Below are 14196 nucleotides of genomic sequence, written 5' to 3' on the forward strand. Positions count from 1 at the left end.
GCGAGGAGATTAGTTCCGTGGCGCAATCTGATATGAAGGGAAAATGGGCCCTCATCCTGGGGGCGAGCAGCGGCTTTGGCGGAGCTACCGCCGAGCGCCTCTCCCGCGAGGGAATCAACATCTTCGGCGTCCACCTTGACCGTAAAGCCACCTTGCCCAACGCTGAGAAAATTCAGGAAAACGTCCGCGCCAACGGCACCGAGGCCATTTTCTTTAACGTCAACGCCGCTGACCACGACATCCGCGCCGATTTGATCCAGAAGATGAAGGACCATCTCGGTGATAGCGCCACCGGCGGCGTTCAAATCCTGCTCCACAGCCTTGCCTTTGGCACCCTCAAGCCCTACATCACAAACGATCCGTCCGACGCCATTGCGCCCAAGCAAATGGAGATGACCCTCGACGTTATGGCGAACAGCCTTGTCTACTGGACCCAAGCTCTGATCTTAAGCGGACTCATGGGCAGAGGCGGTCGCATCTACGCAATGACTAGTTCGGGTGGCCACAGAATCTGGCCAAGCTATGGCGCCGTCTCGGCCGCCAAGGCCGCACTTGAAAGCCACATTCGCCAACTCGCCTTCGAGCTTGCCCCGAATGGGATCACAGCCAATAGCATCCAAGCGGGCGTCACCGACACCGCCGCACTCCGAAAGATTCCGGGCAACATACAGATGATCGAAAAAGCCCGCGAAGTGAATCCCCACCACGAGAGTACGACACCCGAGGCAGTCGCCGACGCCATCGCCAGCTTCGCCACCGGCGGCACCCAGTGGATGACCGGCAACGTCATTCGTGTGGATGGCGGCGAGGACATCACGGGCTGAGCGCAACCCCGTGGAAAAGGCCGGCTGGCGCACCCGGGCAGGCTTTGCACTTGCCATTCTCGGCGCCGCCTTGCTCGCACACCAACTACTTTTCCCCTCCGGCCCCGCCTCCAATGCACTCCCCGGCGAGCCAATCCAATTTTTTGACCTTCATTTCATGGGGAAAAGCATCCTCAAAATACCGGCAAGCGCCGGAGCATTGGCCGCCGTGCTGCGGGCCAAGCGTTTTTTTATCGCCCTTCTCACCCTGGCGGGCGGGGTGTTTCTCTTTTTTTTGGACACTGCGGCGGGCAGGCGTTTTTCTGAACTTGTCCGCAAGAATTTCGACGAAAAATAAAATACCGAAACATATTTCACAAAAAAATAGCCCCGGAGAGCTAGACTAATTACCCTCCGGGGCCGGCATTTCATGAAATTTCATAAGGACCATAAAAAGGCCCGCCCCAGATAACCGGAGCGGGCCTTTTTTTATTACAAACTAAAATGGGCGCTTTTATTATTTCTTCTTGTTGCGCGCCGTGATTTTACGTGTGATGTCGCCTTCGGGGGTTTTACCCGTGGGCGGCTTGTTGTTGCCAGGGAACTTGAGATGATTCTTCTTGGGGTCGATGCCCGCGAGACGAGCCAGCGTTCCACCCAGGAAGGCGGCCTTGTTCGCCTTGGTGATCTGCGGGTAGCCGTAATTCTCCTGAAGCTCCTCGGGAATGGAGAGTTTGAGGATAGCCTCGACCGACTGGTGCGGGTCCGAGGCAGGCCAGTCGCTTCCCCAGATGAAGCGATCATGCCCGGCAATCTGGATCGTCGTGCCGATCATGTGGGCAAAGCGATGCGGGGCCCGCATGAGCCAGGGCAGAAGAATCGAATAGCTGACGTAGATCTCCGGGTGCTTCCACATGAGCATGACCAGCTCTTCCCATTGCGGATAGCCGCCGTGGTAGGCAACAATCTTGAGATCAGGGAAATCCGAGGCCACATCGTCGAGCAGAACGGGGAACGTGTAGCGCGTCGGGCCCATCCGGATGGTGATACCGGTGTGAAACATGGCGACGATGCCCTTGTCCTGGCACATCTCGTAGACCGGCCAAAGCCTGCGATCATTAATCGGGCAGTCCTCTGGCTGATAGAATTTCGAGAACTTAAAGTTGTAGTTGTCGTGTAGGTACTCAAGCTCCCAGAGGATGTCCTTCGTCTTGCGCTTCGAGAAGGGCCCCACGTTCGAGACGCCGATGACGCGATCCGGATATTTTTCGATGGCGTCGATGACGTGCTGGTTGGTCGAGAACGGCGCGCTGTCTCCCGATGTATCAATGAACGACTCGCGCATCAGGGCAATCTGATCGACGCCCGAGCGGTCCATGTCCATGATTATTTTATCGATGTTCCAGTCCATACCCGGATGAATCGCCGAGGGCTTGCCGGTGCGGTGATCTATCCACTGCCACCAGTTGCACATCTTATGGGCATACTCGAAGGTCTTGGTACCCGGAAAATACTGGATGAAGCGCCTATAATCCTCGGGCATAACATGAACTTCGCAGTCGAGGATGTAGTAGTCATTCGCCGTCTCGCCCGTCTCCGGATTATCGGGAAGAGGCATGATCGTATCCCATGTGGGAATTTTTGCCGACTTGCCAGCCGCAGCCTCTTTCTTGGCCACCTTCTTCTTGGCCACTTTTTTCTTCGTCGTCGTCTTGGCTTTTGACTTCGCCTTGCTGACCATTTCTCTCCTCCTAATTAAAAGTTCCTAAAATTTCCGGCAAAAACAGCTCCCCCGGAAAACCGCCAAAAAATCCGTGCCCCTGGAGGACATATCTTCTCCGCCAGAGGCCATGGCATTCCGAAACAACAAGATAACACCATGGTAGGACGCTGAAGAAACGGTGTAAAGAGCAAAATCACCCCCCTTCCGCGTTCTGAGCCCCCCGTATTTGCACTTAAAAAAAGAATCATATATTCAAGAAAATTGATAACTGTCCACATAAAATTTTGGTATTATTCCGGTGGGGATTCCAAACAAAATTTAAGCGTTTCATTTCCACGTGAAGTGGTTCCGTTTTCATGCGCGCCATGAAAGTTCATGGGCCCTGATACATGAATCAGCCGCCGCTGATAACAGGAGGAGACACCAATGCAAAGCAAGCGATTCGCCCGCCTCACCACCGCCGGGATTTTCCTTGCCGCCATCTTCGTGGCCACCGCCGCCCAGGCAGCGGGCGTGAAAATGCAGTTCTTCGGCAACCAACACTTCCGCTTTGTCTCACCGGGCGGGAAAGTCATCCTCATCAACCCCTGGATCAAGGGAAACAAGGATTTTCCCCATAAGATCGATTTTTACAAAAAAGGCGAGGTGGACCTCATCCTCCCCACATCGGGCCACGGCGACGACCAGGGCCAGTCGGTTGAGATCGCCAAGCGAACGGGAGCGAAAATATTCGTCGTCTCAGAACTGGGTAAAATCATGACCAAGCGCCTCGTAAAGATGGGCGGCAAGAAAAACCAGGTTTACCGCGGGGCCATCAGCGGGCGAATGAAGCTGGGCGGCATCACGGTGCAGATCATGCACTCACAGCACGGCACGGGCTCGCGCAGCCCCAAGGGGCGGCTTGACGATCTCTATGGCGGACCCGCCGCCGGTTTTCTGATTACGTTCGAGGACGGCCTTCGGGTCTACATGGCGGGCAGCACGGGGCTCACGATGGACTTGAAACTCTACGGCATGCGCTACAAGCCCCACGTCGTGATGGTTCCCATCGCCGGGCGCTTCATGATGCACCCGGACGATGCCGCCTACGCCGTCAAACTTCTCCAGACCGATAACCCGAATCTCACGACCGCCATTCCCCAGCACAACCGGGTCGCGCGGAGCCCGAAGTGGATGGGCACGCCGGATCAGTTTGAAGTTGAGGTGAAAAAACTCGGCCTGAACGTCAAGGTGCTCAAGCCGGTGCCCGGCCAGACCTATACGCTGACCAAATAACACCACTTATTGAAAAAAACGGCCCCTCAACCGAGGGGCCGTTTTTTCGGCCTTTTATATCAGAGAGGCGCCCGGCGGCTCATGCCCGGGGAGCCACGAGGTGTTCATGCCTTGGGCGCCGGCGGATCCCAGAACGAAGTTTCCCGCCGTCCCATTCTATTTAGGAGTTCTCCCCGCTCGGCCTGAAATTCACCCATCCGGCTGATGTAGTCATTCCAGAGCCGCGCCCGGTAGTTCTCGGCTCCCCAAAGACGAGCGTAATCGGCCAGCGGCATAACGGCCTCCTCTGTGCCTGGCTGAAAGCCACGCCAGGCCCGCACATCCTCCTCCGAACGGAAGAGGTTCATCGTGCTTCAGGCAAAGGGAAGGTTCGCCCGCCACTTGGCTAAAGGCACTGCCACGTAGCCATAAATCGTATTGGGCTCGGCAGATAAGACTTCCTCATCCCGCAACTCGATTCGCATGGGCTCGCCTGAGTTCATGCACAAGGCCTCGACCAGAACGCGCTCACCCGGAAAAAGCCACCGCATCGCCAACGCCTCGAAGCCGCACTGAGCAAACCACTTGCGAACCCCGCCAACCGTGATGTGATACTGGGTCGGGATGTTCGAGAACGGCGGAAACGAGGCGATGTAGTCGGTGTCAGGATGAAGCCAACAGGGAAACGGGCTGTCCATCAAAGCGTGGAGCGCCAGACGGCCCTCCTCTGGGGATACGCCCAACTCTCCCGCAATCTCCGTGTAATGAGGCGCATGGCCCTCTTCCCTAAAATGCTCTCGGATAATGACGTAGATTTGATCCAGATCGAATTCACCGCTCATTGAACATTTCCTCCATAACAAATGGCTCCTGAAAAACAAAAAAAATTATAGGGCCGCGGAGACCCCGAAAATCGATTCGAATTCTAGTCGTGCCGTAACACGATGATCTCCGTCGGTCGGGGAAGGGTCCGCCTGCTGACAGATAGGCGATCCGTCTTCAGCCTTCTAACGCGGCGAAAGTGTTTTAGAAAAACGCCTAACGTCTCCGGATCGTCATAATAGTGCATGGGGATAGCGATGTTGGGGGAAAGGCGCCCGATGAAATCTGCCGCCTCGGTCGGGCCCATTGATACGCGATCCGAAAGAACAACGAGGGCAACGTGCACCTTGCCCAGCCGCCGTAGTTGAGAGGGGTTCATCGGCGCGGCCAAATCGCCCAGGTGCGCGATGCATAGGCCCGCCGTCTCGAACAGGAAAGAGGCCCCTTTGCCAGGCCCATAGTCGAAATCACCCCCGCCTCCCTGGACAATGGGTACGCTCATTACGCGTACATCGCCCACCTTTCGGTTTACCTTGGCCCAGTCGAGCCCGCCCCCCGTAAGCCCCCGTATGACGATCGGTTTGCCGCCCACGATTTCAAGCCCGCTGTGATTCGTTGATTCCTTACCGATGGTGACGGCGTGGGGGTTTGTCGCAGGGATGGTATAGCCCCGCTCAAAAGAAAACGGGTCGGTCAATATTCTCGTCCCACCGGGCGAGAATATTCGAAAAAACGCGTGGCCAAACCATTTGATACTCACCTGGTCCGAGGGATAGCGCGGCAAGGGATTGGTTACCAGAACCGCCCTGCGCTCGAAATGGCGCACCAGCCCCAGCGAGCATTTCGCCCAAGAAGGCGCTGGCGTCAAAACAAGCGCAGTTAGGGTCAAAACCGCCACCCATATAATTCGCCCACGAACTTTCATCCCGGCTCCCGACTTCGAGAAAGTCCACCCGGTCGCAACACCCGAGACGAGTTATCGATCTTTGCTTGCCACTTATTTTAAACCATTTACAGCCCGTCAAAAACGTTCGTTTTCTATCTTTGGTGTGTTTGTCGAATTATTTCAGATGTTTTACTCTTGTTAGTAGGCTATGGGTAGCCTGCCAGTTGAGCGCGCATTTCATTGTCAAATTGCACCGTTAAAAGAGGTAATTCTCATGACCACACCTTCCAACGTCCGAGTCGGCATCGTCCTGCCAGAATCATTTTATGGAGAAGAAGAGTGGCAAAACGCCGAAAACGCCCTCGCCTTTGCCGACGAGGCCGCCTCGAAGGGCGCCCAGCTCCTCCTCTACCCCGAGGGCTACCCCGGCCCGATGACTGGGCCGCTCGATAATAAGAAATTTCCCTTCGACCCGATCGAGGAGTTGAAGAAAAAAGCCAAGGAACACGCCATGTACATCATCGCGGGAAACATCACTGCCAGTGAAGTTCCCGGCGCACACCTTCTCACCCTTCGAATGCTCAGCCCCGAGGGCAAGGAGATAGCCTGTTATCTTCGCCAACAGCCCGACACCCCGCCGCTCAACGCCTACCTTTATGGCGGAAAGGGGCATCTACTTCCCGGGAGCGGGCCCTGTGTTGTCGATACCGAGTTGGGAAAGATCGGCCTTCAGATTTGCAGCGAACTCTGGGTGCCCGAGTTGCCGCGCCTACTCATGCTTCGAGGCGCAGAGATCATCGTCTCGCCCATTCATGGCATGCACAGCCAAACGGGCTACGCCCTCAAAGATACTTGGCGCTGCGTGGCGCGCTCCCGGGCGGCGGAAAATTTATTTTATGTGCTGATCACTCAGAATCTCTACAAGGTGGACGGCTTCGACTACGAAAAATCGATCGTGGGCGGTGCATTTGCCGCTGGCCCCGAGCGAATGGTGGACATGATGGAAACGCCGGGCGTTCTCATCACGGACCTCGATATGGAGCGGCTCAAGTATCTGAGAACGAGAAACTACGATGAGGAAAATCTCTCAAAGCCCGACGACCCGGACTGGCAGCCTATCGGTTGTCGCCCCGGCCAGATATTCGAGCGCTACCCGGCTCTTTATAAAGAGCTATCCGAACCAAGTAAATTTTCGTACGACTATGAATACTGGCGCAAAGGCGACCTCGACTCCTGGATAACCGAGTACGACCGGCTCTATGAGGGCGACTACAAACGAATTCTCGAAAAATATGGAGCGCCCTTCCAATTCAAAGAACAATAAGCCTCTGGGTGCCGCTCCGATAAAGGTTTTACCCCACCAGCCCGGGAAGTTTACGCGTCAGAATCTCCTCGGCCTCGGCGGCAATGCGCCGGACAATCTCCCCGGCAGGGGGAAGGTCGTTCACCAGTCCCGCGTCCTGCCCGTAGAGAAGATAGGCCTCCTCGGCGTCTCCAGCAGATCGCGCCGATTGAATCCCGGCCCATGCCTCGGCCTGATTTTGGCGCAGCGCCCACTCGCGCCCAGCCCAGCGATCGACAAAATTATTGCGCCGGGCGCGCGCCATCGCCCCTGGCCATACTCGGCCCGAGGCGATATCAGGTATCTCGGTGAGCATCGTATCGTGGCCATCGCTATCGACAATAGCTTGCTTAAAATTCGGGTGTAGCGGCGACTCCTCGCTTGCCAGAAAACGCGTGCCCAGCAGGACGCCATCGGCCCCGAGCGCGAGCGCCGCCGCAAGCCCCCGCCCATCGGCAACCCCTCCCGCCGCCATGACAGGCACCGGAGCGACCGCATCCACCACCATCGGAACAAGCGTCATTGTGGCCATCCAATTTACATGCCCTCCGCCCTCGGTTCCCTGGGCGATGATCACGTCAGCGCCCGCCTCGGCCGCGCGCCGCGCCTCGGGGACATCGCCCGCCATGAAGGTGACCTTGCACCCCGCCTCGTGGGCCCGGTCGAAAAATGGTTTTAAGTCCTGCTCTGGGCGTGGCCATGCGAAAGCCATCGCGGCGGGCCGGGCCTCGAGCGCCGCCTCAAACCCCGCCTCGTTGGGCATAAAGATCAAAAAATTAAGCGCAAATGGCTTGTCCGTCTTCACGCGGATATCGGCTGCGGCTTTTTTTACCTCATCAGGGCCCAGGAGCGAGCAGCCCAGCGCCCCGAGCCCTCCTGCCTCGGAGACCGCCGCCACCAGATCAATTCCGTATACCGAACCCATCCCGCCGAGAGCGATGGGAAGCTCTATACTCAACAAATCACACACCCGCGTTCGAATCATTTCGATCTCCTTAAATTTTCCGATTATTTATTCAATAATTTCTGAAGTTTTCTCGATTCATCGAGCACATTGCGCAACTGGCGCTCGCTGTCGTGGGGCCGGTAGATTTTCATCTGATTGACGAAATTCGTGTTCACCTGATTGAGCAACTCAAAAACATTGGGAATTGTCCCCGAGATAAAGAGCGAGAAAAAAAGAGCCAGCCCCATCGCAACGACATAGGCAACCAACCTGGGATCGCGAAAAGAGTCTATCCATCTGCGCCGTTTGAACTGCCTGGGACGGGACCACTGAACACGCGCATTAAATCCTCGCTCGCGCTTAATCTTGGTGGCAAGGCGACTCGACTCCCGGCTCATTCCCACCACGCCTAATATAAGCCCGTCGATCTCCTCAAGCTCTGCCCATCTTCCAATAGTGCGATCATCGTGCAGCGACTCGACGCTCTCGACCAGGTAGGCATTCACCCGGCGCCCTTTCTGAATCACCAGATCGGGCACCGGTCCCTTCCAGTTGAGGGGAGCATCAGCAACTTTATCCATATGAGGCGAGAAAACCTGATAACCCATTCTCGCCCCCTTGTCCGCGAACTGCTCGATGACCCAAAGTTGCTCGCGCTTGTTGCGAGTGCGTCCCCTCGTGCGCCGGATGAGCGCCCCGGCGCGGGCAGCCAGCTCTTCCGGGCGAAAGGGCTTGGTCACGTACTCGTCTGCAAAACCGCTCAAACCCTCGGTCACATCCTCAGAGCTGTTTTTTGAGGTAAGCATGAGAATCGGAATTCCCGCCGTATGTGACTTTTTAGCTAGCGCCTCCACCACATCGTAGCCGCTCATGCGAGGCATCATGATGTCGAGAACTATTAGGTCGGGCTCATCGCGCCCGGCGAGTGCAAGCCCCGCCTCACCATCCTCGGCCAGGCTCACGTTGTGGCCAGCGGCCGAAAAAATGGACTTCACAAGTGCGAGAATATCCGGATCATCGTCGATGACAAGAATTTTTGCTCCCGAGGGTTGGGCCCTCGGACCCATGCGCGGTGGGCCCTTATCCCCATCTCCGGGAAGCGGAGCTGCGGTCGCCTTGCTCCTCTCCCTTTGTTGCCTATGGCGCAAGCTCTCGACAAACGAGGGGGTCTTTTCAGCCCTCATCTCCTCTACGAGCATCTCGCCCGGCGGAGGGGTATCGAGGCGCAGACTTGCCAATGCGGGGGGGGAGCTGTCCACTGGCACCACCCGGCTCTTTTTCAATTCATCCACCTGGCGCCGGACACGGAGCAATAGTTCTTCGGGATGAAATGGCTTGGCCAGATAATCATCCGCCCCGGCGGCGGCGGCCCGCTCAATGTCGGCATGACGCGTCAGCGTTGAAACTGTGATGATACGGAACTTCTCGCGGCCTGCGCTCCCGGTAATCCGCTCCATTATTTCGAGCCCCGAAATTCCCGGCATCATAATATCGATCATCAGAACATCGGGCCGAAAGGGCAGCTTTTTCTTCATCGCGGCGGTGGAATCCGTCTCGGTCTCGACGCGAAAACCCGCCTCGACAAGAATAGTTCGGATAAATGAAACGACATCGGGATCGTCGTCAATGACGTATACCCCGACAGGCGCATTAGTCGACACAGGGACGGGACCGTTCATAAGGCACTCCTCCTGAGAAGGCAGGGCCATTATAGCGCATCTGGCAAATCAATATGGGTAGGGGGAATTAAAAAATCTAAACAAACAATAAAAAAGGGTGAATCGAATAAAAATTGAGGGGGCTTAGCTATGGCCGTTGGTGTGGCCGTTGCCGTTCTGCTGTTTTTTCATCTCAGCTTGAATTTTTCTCAAAAGGTTTTCGCCGTCCTTGAAATTGGCGTCTATGGTGAGGGCTTTTTGAAGAGAAGCGCTGGCCGCCTGGAAATTGCGCAAACCGACGAAAGCCATAGCCATGTTGTAGTAGATAACGACATCACCTGGCGCAACCTGGATGGCCTTTTTATAGTTAGTCAAGGCCTCCTGGTATTTCTTCTGCCGCCGGAACGCCATACCAAGCTGGTTAAAGTAATGCACGTTGTTCGGATCGCCCTGCAGGGCAAATCCAAGTTCTTCCTCGGCCATGTCGGCAAAACCTGTCGCAAGATAAAACTCGGCTGCCGCCGCGCTGTTCTCGGCCTGGTGGGTCTGAGCCGTTTCGTCTCGCTGGATGCCGCGAACAGCACGCGATACGGCAACCCGCGCACCATCCGTGTCACCTTTTTCAAGAAGTGATTTTGCAAGGGCATACTGGCGCTCGCTGCTGCGGGGGCTGACCTCGGCCGCTTTTTCATAAAACTTATGGGCCTCCTCAGGATTGCCCTCCCGCGTAAGCACATCGGCGATTCCATTATAGGGCTTGGCATATCCTTTATCGAGCCGAATTGAGCGCTCGTAGCACAGCTTTGCCTCTCTGTCCTGGCTCATGTCTTCATAGACGAGACCAGACTCGTTCCAGACACGAGGGGAGCGCTCGCCCTTCTCGCGGGCGGATTTAAGCTCCTTGCGGGCTTCGTCGTACTCCTCGATATCGACAAAAGCGGAGGCACGCGTGAGATGAACATAACTAGGGGTCACCTGGCCATGCCGATCCATGACGTGGCCAATATTATCCTCAAGATCCTCGTGGGTAATAGGCTTGAAGACGTAACCATCCACATCCAGATCCTTACCCACGGCATAGTCCTGATCGTCGAGTACACCAACCCCGCTCATAAGAACGAAGGGAAGAAACTTGGTGACACCGGCCGAGCGAAGATATCGGAGAAAATCGATACCATTCTCTCCGGGGGTATTCCAGTCATAGAGAACAACGTCAATGGGTATCGTTAGAAGAACTTCTTTAGCCGACGCAGCGTCCGGCACGGTATGCGCCGTCTTGACACCCGAGGCGCGGAACATGGATTCGATAAGGCGCCGCACACGGGGCTGATTATCGGCAATAAGAACTCTTGAATCCGTACCAATCATGAGCGGACTCCAAAACTCAGATATAAATAAATCTACATAATTCTTCAGGTGCCATAAAAAAAGATCCCGCCAGCTCCCCCGAGCCAAGGCCGATACCTGAAAAGATGATTATTTAAAAGCTTGCGATTAATCAACTTGGCTTATTTTATTCAAATAATAGAATTTTTCAACCCGAAAATGCACATATTTCAGCTTTTTTGTACTATTTAAATAACCCGTTTCTATTCAGACAGATAGGTATCAAAGAATATTCAAACTCCAAACTAAAAACCAGGAGGCCGCAGCTGGCCACGTCATCAACAGCAAAACCTGAGCGGTTGCCGGATTCGAAATGAATCCTTATTTTGAAAATCAAGTTATTTAGCCAAGCGGCGAAGCGCAATTCTTCTTGGCTCCAGCAGACGAGAGGGGGGGGGTGGATGTAGATGAAGCCAAGAAAAAAATCGATGCCCATCGCACTCCTCCTGTGGTTTTTCCTCGGCTTTCTCGCCGCCCACAAAATTTATCTGGGAAAAGTCCAAGAGGCGATTAGGTTAATCCTTCTCTACTTCTTCGTGCCCCTTCTCTCTGTGGTGGCGTCAATTCTCATTCTGAAAAGTTTTGGCATGCTGAATTTTCCGAAAAAACTTGGGCCCGCCGATCTACCGGCGCTTATTCAAGACCCGGCTTTTATCGCGATGGCCGCGACGGCCTTCATCGTTCTCGCCGCAATCTGGGTGTGGGATTTGATTATTCTGATCAAAGAGGTGCGCGAGCATAACGAGCGCGCGGCGGCGGAGTCTTCCGTCCCCATCGGTGCACAAGAGGACCCACTCTAACTACTTGCCAAGATTCTCTTCCCAGTCGAGATACTCCTGCATCGCGCCAGTGCCAATATCGTAGGGTTTGAGAGCCACATCGATAACAGGCCCCTCAAAACCGGAATCCCCCTCCTCAAGTGCGAGCCCCGCCTCGCGCCAGGCGCGTTTTCCGCCATTGAGGTAAACAGCGCCCCCGTAGCCCATATCGGCAAGCGCCCAGGCAGAAAGTGCAGAACGGGTGCCATCTCCGCACACGAGAAGAATCGGCCCTGATTTATTCGGACACAACGCCTCGATGCGCTCCTCAAGGGATGCTCGCAGTAACCACCTGGAGCCAACGATATGGGCGGCCCGAAAACCAGGGGAAACATCCAGGTCAATAACAGTGGCCCCATCCAGCGCCTTCGCCTCTTTGGGCGATAGTCCGAGCACGCTCCCCTGCGCCGCCTCAAGCCCCAGGGGCCCGCCCCCGGTCGATGGGCTCTCGCCGTCAGCCAAAACCCCTGAAACCTCAACAGGCATCCCGGCCGCCTCCCACGCGGCGAGACCGCCGCTTAGAAACGAAACATCCTTCAGCCCCATCCGGCGGAGCCAGTAGGCGACCATCGTCGCCCGGGCGTTTGAGTCGCAATAGGTCACAAATTTTCCCGCGCGAACGGCGGCGACTTCATCGGTGCGCTGGACGGCCTGGCCGCCCGGAATCGAAATAGCTCCAGCTATGTGCCCTTGCCCAAACTCAGGTGCGAGCCGAACGTCGAGAACATAAAGCGTGTTGGCCTCAGATTTTTCTTGGAACACTGCTAGCTCATCAACCGAAACAGCGGGAATCCCCTCCTCATCAGCCAGCTTTTTCGCCAACGCCTCGCCATGTGCGCGGCTTTTCTCCGAGGGGCGAGGCACCTCGCTAACCTCCCCCCGCGCAAGGGGAAGCCCGGCCAGAATAAAGCCCATCCCGCCATTGCGAAGCGCCCGGGCGTGTTTGACCCCCAGGCGGTGAAGCCCTCCGGCACCAATGATGCTCCTTGTTCGCCCGGCACAATTTATAATGAGCGGGGTCTCGTGATCCTGATCCATGTCCCAGGCATGAAGAATAAGCTCGCCACCGGGAAGGCTCACTCCGGTCGGGATGGCAAAACGCTCGTACTCATTCTCTGTGCGGGCATCGAAGATGCGCAGCGGCCCCTTACCCTCGATTAGCGCATGAAGTGCCTCGACCTCAATTTCAGGAATCTTGTCCTCATGCAGAACCTCCTCTCCAAACTCCTTGCTCGGAACGTTGGTTCCACTCACGGTAGAAAATCCTGCCTCCTTCCAACCTGGGAGGCCACCTGCGAGAACACGAACACCCTTGTAGCCATGGCGCTCAAGCGTCTCAGCAACCCGCGCGCCCCTTCCCTCGCCGCCATCCACCACCACCAGCGGCGTGTTTTTCACGGGCACAAGGCCCAAGATGCGAAACTCTAGCCAGCCGCGCGGCAGGCTCGTCGTGAGATGAATCTGATCGGCGTTGAACTCCATCGGCTCGCGCACATCAATGACGGCGTAGGGCGCCTCGCTCTCCATCATCGCTTTAAGAGCAGCCGGTGAAATGGAATCCGTCATAAAACTCGCTCCTGTTGTTAAGCGAAATATCTAGCGGGAAGGAATCCCTGCGCCCCGGCGAAGGACCTCGATGATCGACGAGGTATCCAATTGCCCCAGGCCGGTCGCCTCGGCAGAGACCAATACTTGCTTGAGCGCAGAGAGAAGCGGCATGGGCGAGCCCAGATTCTGGCCCTGCTCAAGCATAAGCCCCACGTCTTTATGGTGTTGAAAAAGGCGCGACATCGGATCGTCGTAGTCGGCGTTAATCATTCGCTCGCCCCGGTTTTCCATGGCCTTGGAGTACGCAAAACTGTCCTTGAGAACGGTGAGCAGAATTTCCATATCCATGCCTGACTTCATCCCGAGGCACAGCCCCTCTGCCACGGCCATCCGGTTCAGGCCGAGAATGAGGTTGACGATGAGTTTCGTGCGCGCCCCTGCGCCATTGGCCCCAAGGTGGTAAACCGAACGAGCAAATTTCTCGAGAATGGGCTTGGCACGCTCGTAGTCGGCCTTCTCACCGCCCACCATGGCAACAATATTTTTTGTTCTGATCATCGGGCTCGACCCACTCAGGCTGGCGTCCACGAAGGCAACCCCTTTTTCCCTAAGCTTTTCGGCGTTCGCGACCGAATCCTCGGGCCGAGAAGTCGATGTATCGATAACGAGCAAATCCGATGGCTTCGCCTCGACGATTCCCCCCGCCCCGAAGCACACCTCCTCAATAACATTGCTTGTCATTAACGAGAGGATAACGGCTCTCGCCCCCTCTATGGCAGCGCCCGGCGATGACACCGCCACACCGCCCCGCTCCTCCAGATCGTTCAGGCGCTTGGCGTCAATATCAAAGCCTTGCACCTCATAGCCAGCCCCAATTAATTGCTCGCTCATGGCGCTGCCCATCAGGCCCACGCCAACCAGACCGATTTTCTCGCCCACGGATAATTCCTCCAGTAATGAATAGAAAAGGATGATTCCCTTGTAGATGGGATAGGGGTGCTTGTCAAAAG

Annotated in this window: 15 protein-coding genes; 5 read left to right on the forward strand and 10 right to left on the reverse strand. The window is 56.0% G+C overall.

Annotated elements, in window-relative coordinates; genetic code table 11:
• The first annotated feature begins 32 nt into the window (after positions 1 to 32).
• Positions 33 to 824: an SDR family oxidoreductase gene (locus tag HOJ95_11520; protein MBT6395328.1), complete on the forward strand. Its 792-nt coding sequence runs from the start codon at positions 33 to 35 to the stop codon at positions 822 to 824.
• A 10-nt stretch (positions 825 to 834) separates the two neighbouring features.
• Complete coding sequence (locus HOJ95_11525; GenBank protein ID MBT6395329.1) at positions 835 to 1161, forward strand: hypothetical protein; 327 nt, start codon at positions 835 to 837, stop codon at positions 1159 to 1161.
• 159 nt (positions 1162 to 1320) lie between these two features.
• On the opposite strand, the gene HOJ95_11530 is transcribed toward HOJ95_11525, so the two are convergent.
• Positions 1321 to 2544: an amidohydrolase gene (locus tag HOJ95_11530; protein ID MBT6395330.1), complete on the reverse strand. Its 1224-nt coding sequence runs from the start codon at positions 2542 to 2544 to the stop codon at positions 1321 to 1323.
• A 408-nt stretch (positions 2545 to 2952) separates the two neighbouring features.
• Here HOJ95_11530 and HOJ95_11535 point away from each other — a divergent pair, with 408 nt between their 5' ends.
• Positions 2953 to 3801 (forward strand): hypothetical protein, encoded by an 849-nt coding sequence (locus tag HOJ95_11535; GenBank protein MBT6395331.1) that lies wholly within the window; start codon positions 2953 to 2955, stop codon positions 3799 to 3801.
• Between the two features lie 104 nt (positions 3802 to 3905).
• Here HOJ95_11535 and HOJ95_11540 read toward each other — a convergent pair whose 3' ends face one another.
• From HOJ95_11540 to HOJ95_11550, 3 genes are all read right to left on the reverse strand, one after another.
• Positions 3906 to 4148: a hypothetical protein gene (locus tag HOJ95_11540; protein MBT6395332.1), complete on the reverse strand. Its 243-nt coding sequence runs from the start codon at positions 4146 to 4148 to the stop codon at positions 3906 to 3908.
• Positions 4149 to 4154: 6 nt separating this feature from the next.
• On the reverse strand, positions 4155 to 4622 hold the full coding sequence (locus HOJ95_11545; GenBank protein ID MBT6395333.1) for a hypothetical protein: 468 nt from the start codon (positions 4620 to 4622) through the stop codon (positions 4155 to 4157).
• An 83-nt stretch (positions 4623 to 4705) separates the two neighbouring features.
• Entirely contained in the window at positions 4706 to 5527 is an 822-nt protein-coding gene (locus tag HOJ95_11550; protein ID MBT6395334.1) for an MBL fold metallo-hydrolase, read from the reverse strand.
• Positions 5528 to 5762: 235 nt separating this feature from the next.
• On the opposite strand from HOJ95_11550, the gene HOJ95_11555 reads away from it, so the two are divergent.
• The gene (locus HOJ95_11555; protein MBT6395335.1) at positions 5763 to 6812 is read left to right on the forward strand and encodes a carbon-nitrogen hydrolase family protein; all 1050 of its coding nucleotides are present in this window, start codon (positions 5763 to 5765) and stop codon (positions 6810 to 6812) included.
• Positions 6813 to 6840: 28 nt separating this feature from the next.
• Here HOJ95_11555 and HOJ95_11560 read toward each other — a convergent pair whose 3' ends face one another.
• From HOJ95_11560 to HOJ95_11575, 4 genes are all read right to left on the reverse strand, one after another.
• Positions 6841 to 7815 (reverse strand): nitronate monooxygenase, encoded by a 975-nt coding sequence (locus HOJ95_11560; protein MBT6395336.1) that lies wholly within the window; start codon positions 7813 to 7815, stop codon positions 6841 to 6843.
• 23 nt (positions 7816 to 7838) lie between these two features.
• Positions 7839 to 9455 (reverse strand): response regulator, encoded by a 1617-nt coding sequence (locus HOJ95_11565; protein MBT6395337.1) that lies wholly within the window; start codon positions 9453 to 9455, stop codon positions 7839 to 7841.
• A gap of 123 nt (positions 9456 to 9578) precedes the next feature.
• A complete protein-coding gene (locus HOJ95_11570; protein ID MBT6395338.1) occupies positions 9579 to 10802 on the reverse strand; it encodes a tetratricopeptide repeat protein in 1224 nt (407 codons plus the stop codon).
• 202 nt (positions 10803 to 11004) lie between these two features.
• Complete coding sequence (locus tag HOJ95_11575; GenBank protein MBT6395339.1) at positions 11005 to 11256, reverse strand: hypothetical protein; 252 nt, start codon at positions 11254 to 11256, stop codon at positions 11005 to 11007.
• Here HOJ95_11575 and HOJ95_11580 point away from each other — a divergent pair.
• Positions 11249 to 11620: an NINE protein gene (locus HOJ95_11580; GenBank protein MBT6395340.1), complete on the forward strand. Its 372-nt coding sequence runs from the start codon at positions 11249 to 11251 to the stop codon at positions 11618 to 11620. The two genes, HOJ95_11575 and HOJ95_11580, sit on opposite strands and share 8 nt — an antisense overlap.
• Here HOJ95_11580 and HOJ95_11585 read toward each other — a convergent pair whose 3' ends face one another.
• Positions 11621 to 13204 (reverse strand): sulfurtransferase, encoded by a 1584-nt coding sequence (locus HOJ95_11585; protein ID MBT6395341.1) that lies wholly within the window; start codon positions 13202 to 13204, stop codon positions 11621 to 11623.
• A 30-nt stretch (positions 13205 to 13234) separates the two neighbouring features.
• Positions 13235 to 14125, reverse strand: a complete 891-nt coding sequence (locus HOJ95_11590) for an NAD(P)-dependent oxidoreductase (GenBank protein ID MBT6395342.1) — start codon at positions 14123 to 14125, stop codon at positions 13235 to 13237.
• Between the last annotated feature and the right edge of the window lie 71 nt (positions 14126 to 14196).

The sequence above is a fragment of the Nitrospinaceae bacterium genome, assembly GCA_018669005.1.
Lineage (GTDB): Bacteria > UBA8248 > UBA8248 > UBA8248 > UBA8248 > UBA8248.